This is a genomic window from Chitinophaga fulva, from assembly GCF_012927205.1.
GTDB classification, from domain to species: Bacteria; Bacteroidota; Bacteroidia; order Chitinophagales; family Chitinophagaceae; genus Chitinophaga; species Chitinophaga fulva.
Map to the genome: position 1 here is coordinate 685,884 of NZ_JABBGC010000003.1, position 20,050 is coordinate 705,933.

Annotated in this window: 14 protein-coding genes; 3 read left to right on the top strand and 11 right to left on the bottom strand. The window is 47.7% G+C overall.

The genetic code is table 11. From position 1 onward, the window contains the following. Positions 1 to 69: 69 nt before the first annotated feature. The 3 genes from HHL17_RS26075 to HHL17_RS26085 are packed head-to-tail and all read right to left on the bottom strand — an operon-like array spanning position 70 to position 2,513. A complete protein-coding gene (locus HHL17_RS26075) occupies positions 70 to 837 on the bottom strand; it encodes an ABC transporter permease (RefSeq protein ID WP_169227779.1) in 768 nt (255 codons plus the stop codon). Beyond that, positions 837 to 1,604 carry an ABC transporter ATP-binding protein gene (locus HHL17_RS26080; protein ID WP_169227780.1) on the bottom strand — a complete coding sequence of 256 codons (768 nt, stop codon included), beginning with the start codon at positions 1,602 to 1,604 and terminating at the stop codon, positions 837 to 839. Before HHL17_RS26080 ends, HHL17_RS26075 begins: the two co-directional genes overlap by 1 nt. A 9-nt stretch (positions 1,605 to 1,613) precedes the next feature. After that, positions 1,614 to 2,513 (bottom strand): helix-turn-helix domain-containing protein, encoded by a 900-nt coding sequence (locus tag HHL17_RS26085; RefSeq protein WP_169227781.1) that lies wholly within the window; start codon positions 2,511 to 2,513, stop codon positions 1,614 to 1,616. A 333-nt stretch (positions 2,514 to 2,846) separates the two neighbouring features. Here HHL17_RS26085 and HHL17_RS26090 point away from each other — a divergent pair, with 333 nt between their 5' ends. The 3 genes from HHL17_RS26090 (at position 2,847) to HHL17_RS26100 (ending at position 6,520) form a co-directional block, all read left to right on the top strand. After that, a complete protein-coding gene (locus HHL17_RS26090; protein WP_169227782.1) occupies positions 2,847 to 3,119 on the top strand; it encodes a DUF4242 domain-containing protein in 273 nt (90 codons plus the stop codon). Positions 3,120 to 3,343: 224 nt separating this feature from the next. Then, a complete protein-coding gene (locus tag HHL17_RS26095; protein ID WP_169227783.1) occupies positions 3,344 to 5,179 on the top strand; it encodes a M57 family metalloprotease in 1,836 nt (611 codons plus the stop codon). A 618-nt stretch (positions 5,180 to 5,797) separates the two neighbouring features. Then, entirely contained in the window at positions 5,798 to 6,520 is a 723-nt protein-coding gene (locus HHL17_RS26100; RefSeq protein WP_169227784.1) for a DoxX family protein, read from the top strand. Positions 6,521 to 6,622: 102 nt separating this feature from the next. Here the strand turns inward: HHL17_RS26100 and HHL17_RS26105 are convergent, their stop codons facing one another. The 8 genes from HHL17_RS26105 to HHL17_RS26140 form a co-directional block, all read right to left on the bottom strand. Continuing rightward, positions 6,623 to 8,941 (bottom strand): Gldg family protein, encoded by a 2,319-nt coding sequence (locus HHL17_RS26105; protein WP_169227785.1) that lies wholly within the window; start codon positions 8,939 to 8,941, stop codon positions 6,623 to 6,625. Positions 8,942 to 8,959: 18 nt separating this feature from the next. After that, positions 8,960 to 9,889, bottom strand: coding sequence for an ABC transporter ATP-binding protein (locus tag HHL17_RS26110; RefSeq protein ID WP_206156175.1), 930 nt, complete (start codon positions 9,887 to 9,889; stop codon positions 8,960 to 8,962). A 27-nt stretch (positions 9,890 to 9,916) separates the two neighbouring features. After that, on the bottom strand, positions 9,917 to 11,395 hold the full coding sequence (locus tag HHL17_RS26115; protein WP_240975967.1) for a RagB/SusD family nutrient uptake outer membrane protein: 1,479 nt from the start codon (positions 11,393 to 11,395) through the stop codon (positions 9,917 to 9,919). Between the two features lie 21 nt (positions 11,396 to 11,416). Next, positions 11,417 to 15,055 carry a SusC/RagA family TonB-linked outer membrane protein gene (locus HHL17_RS26120; protein ID WP_169227786.1) on the bottom strand — a complete coding sequence of 1,213 codons (3,639 nt, stop codon included), beginning with the start codon at positions 15,053 to 15,055 and terminating at the stop codon, positions 11,417 to 11,419. 178 nt (positions 15,056 to 15,233) lie between these two features. Continuing rightward, positions 15,234 to 16,415: a FecR family protein gene (locus tag HHL17_RS26125; protein ID WP_169227787.1), complete on the bottom strand. Its 1,182-nt coding sequence runs from the start codon at positions 16,413 to 16,415 to the stop codon at positions 15,234 to 15,236. Between the two features lie 84 nt (positions 16,416 to 16,499). Beyond that, positions 16,500 to 17,108 (bottom strand): RNA polymerase sigma factor, encoded by a 609-nt coding sequence (locus tag HHL17_RS26130; protein WP_169227788.1) that lies wholly within the window; start codon positions 17,106 to 17,108, stop codon positions 16,500 to 16,502. Positions 17,109 to 17,311: 203 nt separating this feature from the next. Continuing rightward, positions 17,312 to 18,619 (bottom strand): DUF4302 domain-containing protein, encoded by a 1,308-nt coding sequence (locus HHL17_RS26135; RefSeq protein WP_169227789.1) that lies wholly within the window; start codon positions 18,617 to 18,619, stop codon positions 17,312 to 17,314. Between the two features lie 36 nt (positions 18,620 to 18,655). Next, positions 18,656 to 20,050: a substrate import-associated zinc metallohydrolase lipoprotein gene (locus tag HHL17_RS26140; RefSeq protein WP_169227790.1), complete on the bottom strand. Its 1,395-nt coding sequence runs from the start codon at positions 20,048 to 20,050 to the stop codon at positions 18,656 to 18,658.

The following is a 20,050-nucleotide window of genomic DNA, read 5'->3' on the forward strand; positions in this document are numbered from 1 at the left end:
TTTTCATGGAATACTTACAATACCAAAGCCGCATCAATCCTGTGATGATGTGGCTTTCTCATTTACAACTTACCTCCGCTTCGTGTATACCCGCATGGCCCATGCATATGCCACGAACATAATGCCGAGGCACCAGGCAAGCGCCAGCCAGATCTCGCCACCAACAGGCTGTCCGGACAGCAACGCACGGATAGCTTCCACCATCGGCGTCAATGGCTGGTTCTCCGCAAATGCACGGACCGCTGCAGGCATCGTTTTGGTAGGCACAAACGCCGAGCTGACCAGCGGCAGAAAGTGAATGGGATAAGCAATGGCACTCGCGCCATCTATCGACTTGGCGGACAGTCCTGCAATGGCAGCCACCCAGGTGAGCGCCAGCGTAAACATAGCGAGAATACCGCCTACAGCCAGCCATGACAGCACGCCTGCGGGTGAACGAAAACCCATTACCAGCGCTACCAGTACGATGACTGTTACCGAAATCACATTGGATACCAACGAAGTCAGTACGTGTCCCCACAACGCCGCAGAACGCGCAATCGGCATCGAGTTGAAACGTTCGAATATGCCCCGTTGCACATCAGTAAACAACCGGAAAGACACATAGCCGATACTATTGGCAACCGCAATCAGCAGTATGCCAGGCAAGAGGTAATTCACGTAGTTATCTGTGCCAGCATTAATAGCGCCGCCTAATACATACACGAACAGCAGCATCATGGCGATAGGCATGATCGTAACCGTGATGATAGTATCCATGCTGCGGAAAACATGGCGCATGGAGCGTCCCAGCATCACACCCATGTCTGCGAGATAGTAGTTTTTTATTGCTTCCATTATACGGTGGTTTTTTGGTTAATGATGGTTAAAAAGATTTCCTCCAGCGTGGGCTGTTTTTCAATGTATTCCACTTTTGCAGGTGGGAACAGCTTCTTCAGTTCCCCGAGCGTGCCGTCTACAATGATTTTGCCCTTGTGGAGAATGGCGATCCTGTCGGCCAGCTGTTCGGCTTCCTCCAGGTATTGGGTGGTCAGGAATACCGTTGTGCCGTTATCAGCCAGCTCTTCAATGATCTTCCATACTTCGATGCGGCCCTCGGGGTCCAGCCCGGTAGTGGGCTCATCGAGGAAAATAAGCCGTGAATTGCCCACCAGGCTCATGGCAATATCCAGCCGGCGGCGCATGCCACCTGAATAGGTAGACGCCCTGCGGTCGGCCGCGTCGGTGAGGCTGAAGCGTTGCAGCAGATCGTCTACGATCGGCTGTGGATGCGGGAGATGCCGCAGCCGGGCAATCATCGTCAGGTTTTCCCGCCCGGTTAAAATCTCATCTACCGCTGCGAACTGTCCGGTCAGGCTGATCGACTGCCGCACCTCATCGGGTTGCGACACCACATCAAACCCGTTGACAGTAACCTTGCCGCTGTCCTGCCTCAGCAACGTGGCCAGTATCCGGACGATCGTCGTTTTACCGGCACCGTTAGGTCCGAGCAGCGCGAAAATACTGCCTGTCTTTACCTCAAAATCCACTCCTGTCAGCACAGGGAGATTCTTGTAGGATTTTTTTAATCCCTTTACAGAGATGGCGATTCCATTTTGAGACATGTTGATCGTTTATGCTGTTAACAATGTGATACCACTCACGTCCGCTTTCCCGTTTTTCAGGAATTCGTAGGTCATACGGTCTGCCTTACAGTCCACAAAGTGGAGTTGTTTCAGCTTCCTGCATTTAAAGAAAGTATTGATGAGCGTTGAATTTTGAAAGGTTACTTTGGAAAATGCACAGTTGTCAAAAGAGCAGTCTTCTATCGTACCCTCGAAAACCATATCCGTAATAGCGGAACTGATGAAGGCGGTCCCGTACAACACTGCATTTTCCATGGTGTTTTTCTGGAAACTGCTGGATTTGAAAGTCGCCCCGGTCAAATCCGCACCGGAGAAATTGCAGCTTTTAATATGGCTCCCTGAAAATTCCGCCGCTTTCAGTGAACATTCCTTAAATACATTGGTGTCCAGATGGGAGCTCTGGAAATGGCTGTTACCGATATCAGAACCGGAGAAGTCACAGCTGACAATATGATTGCCTCTCAGCAGCAGCCCCGACATCTCTGATCCGATGAATTTGCAACGCTGCATGTTGGAAGAACTGAATTTTTCGTGCAGGTCCTTCAGCCCTGAAAAGTCCGCATCCACCCAGCTGCCCATGGACATATCCCAATTACGCTTATTTTCGGGCTTTGCTGGCTGTTCTGCCGACGGCTCGTCCAAAAACTCCCTGGCAACAGCATCGGCGGTGACGGTGGTCGACTGGAAGCTCTCAGAAAAATAGTTCAGGTCCACCCCCAGTATTTGTGCGAGCCGGTTCATGGTAATAATGTCCGGAACAGATTCTCCCCGCTCCCATTTTCCGACAGCCTGCGGACTGATAAACAGCTGCTGAGCCAGTTGCGCCTGGGATATATTTATTGCTTTACGTGCGTTGGCGATTTTGTTGCCGATGATTTTTGTTTCCATCTGATATATTTTTTCGATACAGCAAAGGTATCTGGGTTCTTTTTCAGAATCGCTAAAACCACCACACCTGTTAGTTGTAATGGTGCTACTTACAGTTGTAATTCAACAACCACTGGTAGTATATGATTGAATTTGAGCACTTTAGAGATACCGGCCATTTCAGCGCGCTGGCCGGAAAATTTCCCGCCAGCCGTTTACCTAAGATAATTGTTACCTTTAGGGTGTGCATTTTTTGTTTCACCATTGGCCACCCACCATACGCCAGAACTTGTAAAAGCTCCCTTGGCGCGTAAGATTTAACTGTCATAGGATAACAATTTAAACCCCTACATTATGCCTAAGTATGTTATCGAACGTGAAATCCCTGGTGCGGGTAAATTATCAGGAGAACAACTGAAAGCAATTTCACAGGCTTCCTGCAATGTCCTAAGCAATATGGGACCACAAATTCAATGGGTACACAGTTATGTGACCGCCGATAAAATTTATTGTGTTTATATCGCGCCCAATGAAGAGATGGTCCGGGAGCACGCCAAGCAAGGAGGCTTTCCTGCCAATACTATCAGTGAAGTAGCGACCATTATTGATCCCACCACCGCTGAGTAACATTTACCAGCGCGCCAGGCGTCAAAAATGAGGTAACCAAATTGGTAACCCGGATAGTTGTGTTTGTTTGTCTCCGTAACCGTTAAAAGATCTCCTGCATTGAAACGGCGATGCAGTAGCTGGTTTTATTTTTACTTAAAACTACCGTGCTATGGAAACCAGGCATCTGTGCTTATAACCCTGCTATATTATCTGTACTCTTTTTATAATCCAAAATCATCATCATGCTACATCCTATCCGACTTTTCCGGACAGCCCTATGTCTGTTTCTTGTCGTATCTGTACTGGCATCCTGCAAAAAGGACAATACCCAGGACGACACCGGTAAAAAGCCCTCTAATGAATTGCTCGAAAAAATTAAAGCTGCCGGATACAGTTCGAACGGCATCGTAAAAGTTGACGGCGGCTATATTGTGGAAGGGGATATTTTCATCAGTGAAAAAGAAATCGACCGCCAGGTAACTTCTCCGCAACTGCGGATTGCCAAAAGTGAGCAATACCGTACCAACAACCTGATCAGCCTGCCCGGAGGCCAGCGTGAGATTACTATTTCCGTTACCAATCTGCCACCCGCCTATGTTGCGGCAGCAGACGAAGCCATCAGGCGCTATAATGACCTGCACCTGCGCCTTACCTTTAGAAGAGTAAGCAGCGGCGGTAATGTGGATATCCAGAACGCGAACCTCGGTGCTGGTATATTTGGCCGCTCTGCCGGTTTTCCGGACGCACAGGGTAACCCGCCCAGCCCTATCCTGCTGAATGCAGGGTATATCGGCAGCAATCCGGACCCCGGTTTCCTGGCAACGCTGTTCGCACATGAAATCGGACATACCATCGGGCTGCGGCATACCGACTATTTCAACAGAAGCTACAGCTGCGGTTTCTCCAATCCCAATAATGAAGGAGATGGTGGCGTAGGAGCCATTAACATCCCTGGTACGCCCACTGCGGAAGATCCCAACAGCTGGATGCTGGCCTGTACCTCCACTACTACCAACAGACCCTTCAATACCAACGACCAGGTTGCCCTGCAGGCGTTATATGGCACGCCTCCTGAAGTGGGCATCGGTGGATATGACCTCCAGTCACAGCGCGACCTCTCCTTTGCCTTTGACTATACCAGCAGTGGCAAGGCCGACCACCTCGTGTTGTACCGTCCTGGCGACGGCGTGTTGTACATCCTCAAAAACAACAACGGCAGCTTCACCCAGGCATTTGCCTCCAATCAGGGTATCGCCGGCTACAACCTGATGTCTGCCGATGACCGCGTCATACCATTTGACTACACCAGCAGCGGCAAAGCCGATCACCTGCTGCTTTACAGGCCTGGTCAGGGTGTCATCTATATATTGAAAAACAACAACGGCTCCTTCACCCAGGTGTATGCTTCCCATCAGGGTATCGCTGGCTATAACCTGGCGTCAGTGAAAGACCAGGTCATTGCTTTCGATTATAACCACAGCGGCAAAGCGGACCACCTCGCCCTATACCGCCCCGGCGACGGCGTATTATATATCCTCAAGAATGATAACGGTAACTTCTCCCAGGTATTTGCTTCCCACTCCGGGGTTGGCGGATACGACCTGCGGTCCAACGATGATAAGATCGTAGCATTTGACTATACCGGTACCGGTAAGGCTGACCACCTGGCGTTGTATCGTCCGGGTCAGGGTGTGTTATATATCCAGAGCAACGTCAACGGTTATTTCAGTGAGGTGTTTTCCTCCCATTCAGGCGTGGCCACTTATGACCTGCAGTCTGTTACCGACAGGCTGTTCCCATATGACTTTACCGGCAGCGGTAAACAGGACCATCTGGCATTGTATCGTCCTGGTCAGGGCGTATTGTACGTGATCAAAAATACCAATGGCGTTTTTCAGACTGTCTACGCTACCCAACAGGGATTAGGCGGTTACAACCTGCAATCCCTAGATGACAAGGTATTTCCGTTTGACTACCAGAGCAACGGTAAAAACGGTCACCTGGTATTATACCGGCCGGGAGCTGGAGTATTGTATATTCTGCAGAACAGCAGTGGAAATTTCACCAGGGTCCGTTGATAACTACCTGAAGCAAAAAATTTATCATAAGCGGTGGCAGGATGTTCCTGCCACCGTTTGTTTATCCAGGTTAACCTGAATACTCAGTTGAGTCAGACTAAAATTTTCCCTTAAATACTTTGAATTATAAAATGGGTAAATTAACTTTGTATCTCAAAGCACTTTCTACCAATCACCCAAATAAAGCCGTGCGATGATTTCAAGAACAAAATTCGTCATTGCCTTTCTCGCTTCGGCGTTTGCCTTTCAATTTATCTCTAATTCAGTATTGGGAACTGAAGTCCGGCTCTTTCCCGGAAACGGCGAGTGGTTCCCTGGAACTGGGTCTCCCATAGGCTGGAAGAGCACCTTAGCCACAATACTATACCCTGTCAAATTTGTTTTGATAGGCCCCTTGTCGTTTTTAGCTCAGGACCCGGACCCGGCGCCCCCCGTTTTGGTCCTTTCGTTTGCTTTTTACTGGACTGCCATCGCATTCGTTCTTCATTATCTCCTTAGTAAAATAATCACGCGTAAAAAAGCATGAATTTTAGCGGGACCAGCATATTCCGATAGGATATTGTAAAAGTTGGGAGTAAATCCACCAAAAAGTTCGGGTTACATCATAAATAAACCCATATGAGCAGCATTGAAGAAATATACTATCAAGCCAAGTCTGACAAATGGTTTAAGGGGTTTGCTGTGTTTTGTCGTATCGCTTTGGCAGCGAGCTTTATTCCAGCTGGCCTGGTAAAAATCATGGGAGAACGTTTCGCCGCCGGACTGCCGCCTAATAACCCTCTGGGACATTACTTCGATGCCTTATATCTAACAGGCTATTATTATACTTTTATTGGATGTGCTCAAATCGTAACAGCTATATTACTACTGATACCGAGGACGTCCCTTCTTGGTGCGCTGATGTACTTTCCGATGATCGTCAATATTTGTGTGCTGACTTATGCTACACGCTTTGCAGGTACCAGGCTCGTCACGATGATGCTATTGGCAAGCTTGTTTTTATTAATTTGGGATTATGACCGTTTAAAATACATTTTGCCGTTTAAGCAGCCCCCAACCAACTATCCTGCGCTTAAGAAAAAACTGCGTATGCGCCTTCGGATCATATTTTTTGGTGGTTCATTTGTATTATTGGCCTTTATCATAGTCGGTACTTCCTATTTATATGAGATAGGACCGGGCAACTCTGAAGCGGAGTGCAGCAATCAATGCTCTACCAGCAAAAATCCCGCAGCCTGCGAATCTTTCTGCGACTGCATTTATAGTCAGGGTCAACCGCTGGATAGTTGTTTGGCACGTTATGAAAAGGTAAAAGATATGCGCAATTCTAACGCGAAGTAGCTGGGATGTGGGTGATCATTGCAGGTAACAGGCCACAGATAATGAATCCAGCGAAAAGTTACCCATCCGCTGGATTCATTATCTGTGATGACTAACTTAGCCCTATCTTCTTTTGCGCATGATCAATATAACAGCTCCGGTTGCCAGTAACATGCCTGGCAACACCCACAACAAAAATATCTTTAGCACTTGCAGGCCATTGGGTGTTAAGGTGATCCTTTTGTCATTGGTTTCGGGGCGTGTGGCATCTATGGGATACTCGCCATAGCACAACCAGCTGAAAAGCGAGGTACTAAAATAGAAGTTGGCCGTTTTCAAATCTCCACGCTTCGCCATTAGCTCGTTGTTGGAGACGAAATCTGCATCACCGGTTACAATGATACGTTGTTCTTTACCATTCACTTTGCGGCTGAGGCTCAGGGCCAGGGGTACAGACTTTCTCTCATCACCGTTGGCAGCAGAAAAAGCGACTTCTCCGGAATCGGTCACCAGCCGGTCCTTTTTAATCCAGCTCCGGGCAGCATCGGAAATTAACAGTGGCTTTACCGTAAAACCGTTGTTGTTATTCCAGGTAAGCCCTGTTGCCCCGGGCATGGATACACGCATACTATCACCAAAGGCGTTGGCCACCGGCTTCGTAAAAGTGGCAGCGGTGCCAGTCAGGTAGGACAGGGCCAGGTCTGGCGCCAGGTCTTTACTCGGCTGTGCAATGACACCGTCCATTAGCTGTACGCCCAGGCTTTGCAGCAACGGATTGAGCACAGCTTGTTTTCCCGGCTCACCGGCTACCAGGAGGTTACCACCTTTATCAATGTATTCCCTGATCCTTGTGAGGGCGGTTTCGCTGAAGCTCGCTTTAGGATCGGCCACCACCAGGGCGGCAATATCGGCCGGGATGTCGGATGTCTGCGCAGAAACAGTATCTACGTCAAATCCCTGATTTATCAGCGCATAACGGAAAGTAGGCTCGTTGTTCAGCTTCCGATACTCCCGTTCTCCGGATTTATGAATGCTACGCTCTAATTCTCCGGTCAGGAAAACGATCCTGGGTGGCCGGGTCTGTTGCAGACGCTTAAAAGCTGCTGCCACTTCCGTTTCGTTCGGGAACAACCCTACATCATCAAAAATACGAAGGAAGGTGGCTTTACCCTTATAACGCAGCTGCAAGACAAAACGATTGAGCTCCGGTTTCAGGTCTATCTTTTTCCGGATCTCCTCCGGCGTTTTAAACATATTAATATCCAGATTCTGCCCTTTGGCTTTCTGTCTGGCTACCTCCTCCAGGTTTTTACCCTTGTAGTATTTAAGATCTTCCTTGCTGGCGTCAAACGTACTGTCATAATAGTTCACAAAGTGGAAGCTAATGTCTGGTTTAAACCTTAAATAGGATTGCCAGCCCCCAATATAGTTGTTTTGGTACTGGGGCAGGCCCAAATAGGAATACCGGTTTAACAGGTTGTTGTAAACGGTTACCTCAAGGGGGCCTTCATTCAATTCTTTAACAATGCGCTGTACATTAGGCGTAAGCGTCCTGGCTTTATAGGCGGTAGTATCGTAGTAGCCGGTAAAACGGGGGCGTGAGCTCACATACCCTATCAGCAGCACCAGCACCACTATGATAGCATACCGTGCACCTTTTACTGTCAGCGGCCTGGATTCCATACCACCCTTCAGTTTAAGATAACTGAAAGCGAGGAACATGCCGGTAACCAGCAGGAAGTAAAGAACATCACTCGTGGAGATCAGCCCTCCCTGCATATTGCGGGCCCGACCTGCCAGCGAAAGAAAATAGGTAAGGTCCCTTACAAAGCTAATATCCTGCCAGAGGGTACCAATATAGCTCAGTGCCGCAATAGTGACAAAGGTGCAGACGGCCGCTACCACCTGGTAAGTGGTAAGACAGGACATGAAAAGACCTATGGCAGCGTACGTGCATAACAACAGGTAAAAGCCCAGGGCAGCGGACAACAGGATGCCGATGTCTATTGACTGGATATTGTAAATGCCTGCCACCATAAAAATGCCGGCTATAGCTACCATGATCAGGCTATACACCATGGTAGCCGCATACTTGCCAAGAACGATCTGCCATACCTTTACCGGTGAAGAATACAGCAACCGCATGGTACCGCTGCTGGTTTCCCGGGCAACAAGCCCCATTGTCAACAATGGTATATAGAGATACAGCTTTTCCATCACCGTATCAAACAGGGCACTCCGATCTAAAAAGACACCGTGGGTGAGATTCGTCAGGAACCCGGCATCCATGCCGCCAGACTCCTGGTAATTGAGGTAGCGCTCCAGCGTGCCCATATAGGTCAGGCCACACTGTACCAGGAACGCAATCATCAGGAACCAGACTATCGGCGAATAGAAAAGCGTACGCAGTTCGGTCTTTGCAATTTTGATAATCGTTTTCATTTATGAATGATAGAAGAATTAAGATTGAGAGGATTTAATGGACAATTGTTTGAAGATGGTATCCAGCGCGGTCTTATCGAAGTTGATCTCACGAAGGCGCCATCCGTTATGGACCGCAGTAGCTGTCAGCCGTTCGGCGATTTCCTGGTCGCCACTGAAATGTACCCGCAACTGTCTTTCCGTGAGAAATTCCACCTTCTCCACACCGGCCATCTGCAGCAGTGCAGCTTCCGTCGGCGGGTTTTCGAGGTGCATGACCACGCTGCGTGGCTCTACATAATTATTGAAGGCGTCCATGGTGTCAGCAAAAACAATCCTGCCGTTCTCAATCATCCGGATCTCTTTGCAGAGCAGTTGTACTTCCGTGAGGATATGTGATGAAAAGATCACCAGGCAATCCTTCGCTATCTCCTTGATCAATGCCCTCACCTCTATGATCTGGTTAGGGTCCAGGCCATTGGTAGGTTCGTCCAGCACCACCAGGCGGGGACGGTGAATAATAGCCTGAGCGATGCCCACGCGCTGCCGGTAACCACCGGAGAGGTTGCGTAACATGCGCTTGCTGAAATGGGCAATGCTGCAACGTTCCTTTACTTCCTGTAATGCCGCCTGTATTTTGTCCTTCGGCATTTGCCGCAGACCGGCACAATAGGTCAGGTACTCGTCAACCGTCAGCTCCAGGTGCAGGGGCGCCTGCTGTGGCAGGAAGCCCACTTCTCTTTTGGCCAGTTGTGGTTGCTCCCTCATGTTGAATCCATTGATATACACCTGCCCTTCAGTTTGATTAAGCGTTCCACAGAGGATATTCATCGTGGTAGACTTCCCCGCGCCGTTAGAACCCAATAACCCTACTATGCCTGTCTGGTTAAACTCCATGTTGATATCACGGATCGCCCAGGCAGCGGAATATTTGTGAGAGAGATGTTCAATTTTTACGATACTGTTCATTATGTTGATGGCTGTTGATGCGATGATTTATGGATTGTTGGACATGCCAGGATTATATTGCATGTAATTGTACGGCAGCTGCATGACCAAACGATTGGGTTGACGTAATGTAAATACCGATGTGCTGCCGTCCTTGTTATACAGTGTATGCGTAAAAGTTATTCCGGCGAACAGCGGGTCTACAGAAAGACGGCGCATATCAAACCAGCGGTAGCCTTCCATGGCAAATTCACGGATGCGTTCTTCGATCATGAATTTGATCAGTGCAACCTGATCGTCTGCTACGGCGGCCGGTACTGCTGCGTCGGCAACCGGCATACGATGCTGACGGAGGGTTTCCACATCCGCTACAGCACCAGGCAGATCGTTGAGCCGGGCCTTGCATTCGGCACGCAACAGATATAATTCCGATAACTCCAGCCCATACCGGGTGTACTTCACACCATACTTTCTCAGGCGTCCACCGGGATTAAGGGACCCATCAGGATTCTTGTTGGTATACAGGCGCAGGCGCAGGTCGGAAGCTCCGAACAGGGCCGCCGTCTGCGGTGTCAGTACCAGCCCGTTATTTCCATACAGATTACCATTGTAGCCTGCATTATAGTAGACCTTGAAGAGCACTGACTCTGTCAGGTCGATATAACTATTCCCCGGCCCTTTGGCTGGACCGATATTGGGGTCCATGGGCAGGAAGGAGCCACCCGTCCCCAGGGTCAGGTTATAATCGTACAAGGTAGCGCCGCCAGCTCCCAGGTCGTTGAAAGCTGCATTCAGCATTGGCAAGGCATCACTATAACGGCCCATAAACAGGTATATTTTACCTAACAAACCTTCTGCTGCCGGTTTGGACATACGGGTACGGATAGCAGGAACTACCGGCAGGTCGGGCAGGGCTTCTGTAAGGTCCCTGATGATAAAATCATACATTTCCTGCACAGTGCCTCTTTTAAATATGGTAGCTGTGATATCCGTCTGCGTAATGATAGGGAAACCCGGGTCAGTGCCTGCCGTAGCAGCCTGGTATGGTTTCGCATAAAGATTGATGAGCTGGAAATTGCTCCAGGCACGGGTTGCCCGGGCTTCCGCGCGGATGCTTCTTTTTTGTTCATCTGTTCCTCCGCCGGAATTCATCACCTCATTAATGATCTTGTTCAACTGATACTGATTGGTCATAAGACCGCTCAGCAACAATGGTGGACGCTGATATGGATCATTCGGAAAGTAGATCACATCCTGCCACTGGAAAAGCCTGGTCATATGTTGGGAAACAGTACTGAACAGTGCATCTTCTGCGGCCAGGTCATCTTCCATTAATACCACTTCCTGCCATCCCCCTGCAAAACGCGACTGATAGAAATCAGGACTGTTCATCAGTTTATCATAATCGGACGTAGAAGATGCTACCTGACTGCCCAGCGGCACCACCTCCAGGAAGCTTTTGTTACAAGCGGTAAAGCCTACAGGGGTTGTGACGCAGATCAGGAGATATAGTAATTTCTTCATCATGCTGTGTAATTTAAAATCAGATTAAAGTGTTACTCTTAACCCCAGGCTATAACTGTGTTTAGACAATGGATTAAACTGAGTTCCGATAAGCGGGTCCGCATTGTATTCCGGATCAATGCCGTAATGATTGGCTTTCCATACCATAAAGTTGCTGGCCTGCGCAAAGACACTGGCACGTTGTAACCGTAAACTTTTCACTAATGCCGGCTGCAGGTCGTACGACAAGGAAATATCCCTGAGTTTTATATAGGAAGCGCTTACCACATTTATGTCTGCATAGTTAAAGTAGTCCATGTTTCTGCGGGTAAAATCAATAACCGGACTGGAAACATAGGAAGGCACGTTGGTAAATGCTTCATCGCCTGATTTTTTCCAACGGTCAAGAAAATCTGTTCTGAGATTACCACCGAAGTAGGCACGGTCAGCAAGACGACCGGAGCTTTTAAAGCTCACATTCCTGCGCATCAAATGACCCAGGTTGTAGATGAGGTTTGCAGACAGGGAAATACCTTTATAACTGAAAGTATTGGTAAGTCCTCCGCTAAATTTGGGCTGTGAAACGCCCATATATACCAGGTCGTTACCAGGTTCGATGTAAGGATTTTTGGTCACCTTATTATTGGCCAGTCTTATTTGCGGGTCACCCAAACTGTCGAGCCCTGCATACTTGTATGCGAATACCGCACTGAGTGGATAACCAGCCACCCTTGGGTAACCTATTTTAGAACTTGCTGTGTTGTACAGCGGCGAATTTACCCCCCAGGATACCAGTTTATTCTCGTTGTAACCGAATACCCATCGGGTAGCCCACCTAAAATTTTTAGTGCGGATGTTTTCTGAACTCAGCGTGATCTCTATCCCTTTGTTGTTTGCCGTTCCGAGATTACCGGTGATTTGCGTGAATCCTGTAAATGGATTTGCCGGGAGAAAACTGAGCAGGTCAACTGTTGTCTTGTTATATCCTTCAATACTACCATTGATGCGATTGTTGAACAAGGCAAAGTCGATCCCTATATTGACAACTTTCACACTTTCCCAGGAGAGTTTTCTATTGGCCGCACTGGCGATACTTAGGGCGTCTCCACCTATGCCACCGCTTGATGCCTGTGCATTGGGATTCAGTACATCATACAACGTAGCTGCCCCTACGTAAGGGGAATTCCCCAGAATTCCGTAAGTACTCCTCAGCGCGAGCGCATCGATCCATTTGACACCTGACATGAATGATTCCTTATCTATCCTCCATTTACCCCCCAGGCTCCATACCGGTTTGTTCTGTGAAGACACGTCACTACCAAAAAGGCTGCTCTGGTCTTGTCTCCAGCTCATGTCAAGACTGTACTTCTGGTTGAAAGAGTAACTTCCCAAAGCAAAGTAGGAATTAAAACGTGTGACGGTCCTGGCAACCTGGTAGAAATTACCGCTCAGATACCCTCCGCCGGTTACAGTCCCTTGTATTCCTTTGGACATGGTAAGGTAGTCCAGCACCGGATAGGTACCCAATGCCAGATCATATCCATATAGGTTGATACTGGAGTTATAGGCGTATTGTTCCTGTGCCTCCTGTCCTGCCTGCAGGGTCAATGCATCTTTTCCCTGCCGTGGCCTGGCCTCATACACCATTTGGTTACGCACGGTCCAGTTATGCTGGTCGTTGGTCATGGTGTTGAAATTGCCACCCGTCAGCGGCAGATAATACACAGGCGTGGAAGCCGCAGTAGGCGCCACGGTAAGGCTCAGCAGCATTTTTCGCATGTTGAGGTACTTGTTGTCGGTGTATATATCATAGGTACCAGGGGTTTTCTGATAGCCGTAAACGCCCTCAAACCGAAGACCTTTCCACAGCTTCACGCTCACTCTGGCATTTACATTCGCGCTCAGATTGGTCCGTTTACTATACTGGTAGTTGAGTTCATCCAGTGGGTAATAGTCCAGGTTAATACGGCTGCGGGCCTGGTAATTCTGCCGAAGCGAATCGCCATAACCTGTCATATAAGGTATGTTGATACTTCTGCCATTTGCATCCTGCCACGGCTGATAAGGCATCACATCATTTGGAATATTGATTATGCCTTTACCGGTACTGACGGTGTTGTTCAGTGCGGTGTTCAAGGTAATGGTGACACGTTTGCCTGCATTAAAATGCTGGGTGAGGTTGAGCCTGTAGCTGTTGCTCTCCTCTCCCTTCCGGATGCCCTGTATATTGACATAACCCAGTGAAAGGTAATAGGAATAAATATTGGTACCACCGGAGGCTGATATGGTATGGCTGCTAGTGACAGAAGGCCGGGTGGTAAGATGTAACACCTGTGATCTTCCATCAATGTTGGCCAGGCTATCAAGGCTTTTGTTGGCCTGCTCTGCGGAAATTAGCCCCCGATACTGGTTGTAAAGGACCATATCGTGAGGAGCTACAAAACCCGAAGAAACACTGGCCCATGGATAGCGCACCGGATCAAATACCTCCCGGGCCGCCTGTATGTATTGCCTGCTGTTAAGCATTGGATCATGCGCCCACTCCGGCCTGCTCTGAACAGTTACGGAGCCATTATAATCAATGTTCATACGCTGGTTCTTTTTACCTTCACGGGTAGTGATGACCACCACGCCATTAGCTGCCCGGGCGCCGTAGATGGCAGCTGCCGCTGCATCTTTGAGCACTGTGATATCTTCTATATCATCCTGGTTCACGGCACTGAAATCAGTGGAGACCACACCATTGATCACATACAACGGCTCCGCATCCAGCATGACGCTGTTAGTTCCCCTGATCAGGCTCTTCCGGGATACAATACCATTAGCATTAGACCTGCTCTTTACATTGTTGAGACCAGCGTTCACCGTGAGACCAGCCACCTGTCCATCCAGCCGGCCAATGATATCTGTTACATCCCGGCTGCCTACACGATTCCGGAAAGTCTCCATGTCGGGCTTAGCAAAAGAGCCGGTAGCCCTTTCCTTGCTCAGCTGCTGATAGCCGGTATTGTATACGGTTACAGCCGATAACTGTGACAACTGCTGTTTCAGCGTCACGCTCATCTGCTCACCGAATCTTACTGGCACCAGGCGTGTTTCATAGCTGATACTCCTGAATATCAGCGTATCTCCTTTCTCCGCAGGGAACATAAAAAAGCCCTTTTCATTTGTCGGAGTAGCGCGTTTGTCGCCCTTTGTCATGACGGTAATACCGGGCAGCGGGTTTCCCTGCTCATCTGTTACAATACCATGAACACGAGGCAATTCCTGCTGCGGTTGTTCCTGTTCCTGGACGGATGAATTTTTTGTGCCGGCTTTTTTCCGGATAAACACGGTCTTGCCCTGGATCACAAATTCCAGTGGCTGTCCTTCCAGGATAATGCTTAATGCTTTTTCCAGCGGCACGTCTTTTAGTTGTACCGAAACAGGTTTCATGCCGGCAAGGCCATCATTGCTATAAAAGAATTTGTAACCTGTTTGCTCCGAGAGCATGGAAAACAGTTGTGCAGGCGACGCTTTCCCTGAATAGCTGACTTTTTGCGCCTGCACCGCTGCACTAAGTTGCAGCAATAACGCCAGCAGCAATAGACTGCCGGCTTTACTGAATGGTTGGTTTTTGATTATTGTACGCTCTCTTCCCCGCATAGGAAGGATGATAGGGACATTGTCACCTTTAATTTGCATACTTTTACATCGTTTGAGTTTAATAAATGAGCAGCGGCCTATGCTGTTTCAAGTTAAACGTAATGACAAGCCGGGGGTAGGACGCCCATCTTGGACACCCGGTTTCTTTCATTTTGTTCACAAAACTTGTTTCAGGACTTTCCCTGCTGTTTGATTTTGGTTTTATTATGATACTATCCTATGGCTGTATGACAAGTTTATTTTCATGCTCAAAAGTATAATGTAGTTCATTGGAACCTAGCCCCTGCAATACCTGCGAGAGCGTGAGCGATCTTTCTATTTCGCCGCTGAAAGTGGCCTTAGGCATTGTTCCCCGGAATTCCACTTCTATATTGTACCAGCGTGCCAGTTGCCGCATCACTGTTTTAATGTCCGCATTCTCAAACCAGAAGAAACCATTTTTCCAGGCTATCACCGCTTTCAGGTTGGCTGTTGATACCGTGGTGCTTCCATCAGGCATTACAGCCGCCGCTTTGCCAGGCTGTAACAAAACACTTTCCTGCCCGGTCTTCACCTTTATGGAGCCCGATACCAGGGTGGTGCTCATATAGTTCTCTTCCGGGTAAGCATTAATATTAAAAGCAGTTCCCAGCACCTGTACGGCTGTATTATTCACTTTGACTATAAATGGCTGATGCGCATTCGCCGCTACCTCGAAATAAACTTCACCGGTTACTTCCACATTTCTTTCTTTCCCGGTAAACGCTGTTGGATAATGGATAGAGCTGGCGGCATTCAGCCAGACTTTTGTGCCGTCTGCCAATACCAGGCGGAACTGCGCCTGCCGTGGAGTACTCAACTGATTATAACCAGTAGCTGTTTCCTGTCCTTTTACTTCATATTGCAGGCTGCCGTTTTGCTGATGCACAGCCGCTGTTCCCTGTTGGATAACCTGGTTGCCGGTACTGTCAAGTGTGATATGAGAGCCGTCCGCCAGCGTTAGTATAGCCTTATTTGCACCCGGCTGAATATCGGATATCTTCGCTACAGCGTTTCCGGAAGATGCGCTGCGATGATTAATAAAATAATAGGCACCTACCGCCAGCAAGCCCGCCAGCATGGCCGCGGCCCATCCCCAGCGATGTATAAAACGGGGCTGTTTAGCAACAGGCGGCATCTCCCGTATGCTTCCTGATGGCGGTCTGTCTGCCGACAATACCATGGCCAGTTCTTCCGCAACAAGCTCCTGGTCCAGCTTTTCCGCCTGGCCAGCTTCTTCGTTCATCCACGGACTTAGCAGTTCCTGCCACTCCTGCTCATTTCCTTCCCCGGAAAAACTAAACAGCTCCTCCTGTTCAGACGCAGAGAGACGGCCAGACTTATATTGTTCCAGTAAATAACTAAAACGGGATGCATCCATAATTCGAGATTCATAGTTAAAGTGGCGTGGGGAAAACAAACGTACTAATCATCTAAAAAAAATATTTCCAAACAGGCAAGTCCATCACATCCGGCTTGAAAAAATCAGGTACAACAGTACCCAGGGCAATGGGTAACCTGCGTTTGCCAAATGCTGACGGATCTGCTTTAATGCCGTTACCAGCGTATTCTTCACGGTGTTTACAGAGAGCGATAAATGGGTGGCAATTTCGGAAGGTTTCAGCCCTTCTTCCCGGCTTAACTGATAGATACGCCGGCGTTGATCGGGCATTTGCTGAACGGCATCCCGCACCAGCTTCATTATTTCAGCCACAGTCGTGGGTTCTGCCGGCGTTATTGACTGTCCTTCGGCAAAAACATCCTCATATACCATGCTTTCACTACGGAGTGTTAGCAGGTTTTTGCGTAAAATCGCCCTGCACTGCCGGGAAGCAATACGCAGCAGCCATCCCCGCATTTGCCGGATTTCAGCGAGCTGGTCACGCTGCAGCCATACCTGCAGAAATGTTTCCTGCAGCGCTTCACGCACATCTTCATCATTAAGTGAAAATCGGCGGACCAGCGAAAATAACTGCGGGTAATAGTAAGAAAAAAAGACTCCAAAGGCTTGCTCATCGCCAGACGCTATCTGCTGAATAAGCGCATTTTCATTATTTAAAAAGTTGCTGGACAAATTTTAATGATTGATGTTCACCGGGGCTAAATTTAATGCAAAAAAATTGTCGTCCAAATAATTATCCATTTTCTATGGTGCGTCCTTCCTGAGGTAGCCCGCACTGGCAGGGGCATAAAAAAGTACAACCTGCGTTCGTCGCAGGTTGTACTTAGCAACACTTATGGTACGAGACCCGGGCCTGCTTAATGGCACATTTGAGGTCAATAAAGCATAAAAGTCATGACAGTACTACCATTTTTGCTGGTGATTTTCCCATACATATTTCCGCTGTCGAAATAATAGTCCAGCGCAAACTCATTATTCTGTAAAAATGTATCCAGTAAACTCACGTTATAGGTGGCATAACCAGGCGCTAATACGATCTTATTGCTCAGCTTGTATAACCCTGTTGTTGGATTGAAATCATAGTCATAACGAAACCTGGTCGCATAAATAGAATTCCCTTTGAACAATAGCCCTTCCATGATTATTTTTTTATTAGGAACATCCCATACCAGGTTGATCTCGCTCTTGTCGTAAGAATTCGGATAAGCTAATACCAGTAAGCTCAATTGCTTCAGGATAGTAGTGCCCGCAGGATTTGTACCCGGCAAATTAGCCAGAAACGGAAGATTCAATCCCATATAACTCAACCCTATCATCTGATTCAATGGAAGAAGGGCTGTCTGCGAACTCCTGACTTCTATCTTCTCTCCACTCTTTGTTTGTACAAAGAGTTTATTATCCTCCAGCAATATCTTTGTGATGAACGTGTTCCCAATCTGTACCCTATCCGATAATTCCATGCCATTGACAGAATAGGAAAAATTCCCGGAGGAAAGCTTGATTTCATTATTAACCACGCTCATTATCCCCACCCGTCTTGCGCCTGTATTAGGTATAATCTGGTAAGTAACGCCGCCATAGTCAAAAACAGAGACCTTGTTACTGGCAAAAACAGCCTTTACAGCCTTAATATTTGCCAGATAACCTCCATTCAAATAAGCCTCCTGTTCCTGTTTGGTTGCTTTTACCAAAATCATTTCGGTCCTGAATTTTCGGCCTGCCAGGAACATCGAATCGGGGGTAACCCTAACAAACTCAAATTCGTTGTCTCCTTTAAATCCTTGCCCTACAACGCCTCCGCTCACACCCGGATTTGGATCACTTAATAAATGGATGTAATTATAGGTCTCAAAAGAAAGAATCGGGGCATTTACCAATTTAACCCTGTATGCAGATACCTGCACCACGGTGCTGCTGGTATCATTGATATCCGACACCATGCAAACCCGGTCCTTCTTTCCGTCAAAATCAAAGTCCATATAAAAACCGAAATTACCTTTCAACAGGGTTGAATTCGTGATTTTCCAACCATATTGTGCCTGTATGAGCATCTGATTGAATTGTTGTTGCTGTTCACTCATACGCTCATCAGGCGTTTGCTTAAAAACCAGATCCACATCTGAGCGGCTACAACCTGTCACCAAAACGGAGATGACAAATAAGAGTTTATATAAATTCTTCATAATCTCATGAATTAATTTGGTTAATCATTATTCAGTTTACTTTCTCACTTTCAACAATTGAAAATTGAGATAACTGGTCCTGTCGCCTGCCTTATAAAAGCCTCCTGAGTTGAAAAAAGTTTCATCACGACGGGAGATATCCGGCTTGCTCACTGACCAGTCCACCTTGAAAGATGAGCCTGTCAGGTAACCGGAGACATTGGTCATGAAGGAAGCCATGAAAAAATTCGCATTGGTATAATTCGCCCCGGTTCCCTGGGCGGCTTTTACAAAACTGATGGAATGATTAACCGGGTCCTGGGTATAAGTGAAATTGTAGTCCGCGTAAATTACCGGGTTCGTCCCGGACCTGAAAGGTACACTAACGACCAAAGTTCCAGCGGTGGCATTAGCAGGTGTAAATATATAAGTCAAATCCTGCACTACATACTTAGCGGAGGCGCTGTACGCGTACACTGCTGCCTTAAAGTTATCTACAGCGGTCTTTACGTCAGCAGAAACAGTTGCTGTATTATAGCTTAGTTTTGTATCAAACAGCCCTTGGTTGAAAAACCAATATTCAAAAGACTGGGAACTTTTATCATTGAATTCATTATACATGGCGAAAGCAACCTCCCTTTGCAGTTTCCTGAAATCAACCCCGAATTGATCTCTGAAATAATTTACAACGGCAGTTTCTTTTTTCTTCAGAATATCATATCCTGATTTAGGTACCTTTCCGGCCTTATTGTCAAACCACAATTGTCCATATGCTAATAAAAAACCGGCCGTTTCCGCGAAATCCTCCATCACATTGGCTCTCGCGTATCGGGAAACAAAGCCCAGTGAATCATTATCCTTGTCCGGATAAAGTGTAGCATTGCGCCAGGATTCCGTATAGTCTGCCCTGGAGATATTCTCAAATTCCAGTGGCAATCGCTGGATCTGAGACAGGGTATGGGTGAATTCATGGTGCAGGGTTTTCAGCCTTGGCCGCACCGCTTCCGGGTCAGCGATATTTACTGCATTCACCTCATAGAGGGTAATATTTCTACCACCACTGGCAGTGGCTAACACGCGTGATCCATCAGATTGGATAGAATATGATCCAAATAAAACCCATTCTTTGGGAACACATTTTTTCACAAAGGTCTTGCCTCCCGCAATTTCATAAGGTTGCACATAACCACTCAAGACCATCCTCATTTGCTCTTTTACCTTGTTTTCCTGAGCAGGCACCAGGTTTTCATCAATCGCTCCTTTATAGCGGTCAAAACGGTAAACTACCTCCAGGTTATAAGGATCTGTAAAGGTTTTAGTTAACCAATTATCCAGTTCGGTGGGTGTATAGTCTAATTCTTTGTTGAACTCGAAATCTACCTTCTCTTTTTTCCTACAGCCGGTTGCAACCAGCACTAACAGGAAGGAAAGCGTGATACAAAATATTTTCAT

Bases quoted from the DNA above. Each gene is read 5' to 3' on its own strand.
- HHL17_RS26110 (WP_206156175.1), bottom strand. From the start codon at position 9,889: ATGAACAGTATCGTAAAAATTGAACATCTCTCTCACAAATATTCCGCT.
- HHL17_RS26080 (WP_169227780.1), bottom strand. From the start codon at position 1,604: ATGTCTCAAAATGGAATCGCCATCTCTGTAAAGGGATTAAAAAAATCC.
- HHL17_RS26120 (WP_169227786.1), bottom strand. From the start codon at position 15,055: ATGCAAATTAAAGGTGACAATGTCCCTATCATCCTTCCTATGCGGGGA.
- HHL17_RS26105 (WP_169227785.1), bottom strand. From the start codon at position 8,941: ATGAAAACGATTATCAAAATTGCAAAGACCGAACTGCGTACGCTTTTC.
- HHL17_RS26100 (WP_169227784.1), top strand. From the start codon at position 5,798: ATGAGCAGCATTGAAGAAATATACTATCAAGCCAAGTCTGACAAATGG.
- HHL17_RS26085 (WP_169227781.1), bottom strand. From the start codon at position 2,513: ATGGAAACAAAAATCATCGGCAACAAAATCGCCAACGCACGTAAAGCA.
- HHL17_RS26125 (WP_169227787.1), bottom strand. From the start codon at position 16,415: ATGGATGCATCCCGTTTTAGTTATTTACTGGAACAATATAAGTCTGGC.
- HHL17_RS26135 (WP_169227789.1), bottom strand. From the start codon at position 18,619: ATGAAGAATTTATATAAACTCTTATTTGTCATCTCCGTTTTGGTGACA.
- HHL17_RS26115 (WP_240975967.1), bottom strand. From the start codon at position 11,395: ATGATGAAGAAATTACTATATCTCCTGATCTGCGTCACAACCCCTGTA.
- HHL17_RS26090 (WP_169227782.1), top strand. From the start codon at position 2,847: ATGCCTAAGTATGTTATCGAACGTGAAATCCCTGGTGCGGGTAAATTA.
- HHL17_RS26075 (WP_169227779.1), bottom strand. From the start codon at position 837: ATGGAAGCAATAAAAAACTACTATCTCGCAGACATGGGTGTGATGCTG.
- HHL17_RS26095 (WP_169227783.1), top strand. From the start codon at position 3,344: ATGCTACATCCTATCCGACTTTTCCGGACAGCCCTATGTCTGTTTCTT.
- HHL17_RS26140 (WP_169227790.1), bottom strand. From the start codon at position 20,050: ATGAAAATATTTTGTATCACGCTTTCCTTCCTGTTAGTGCTGGTTGCA.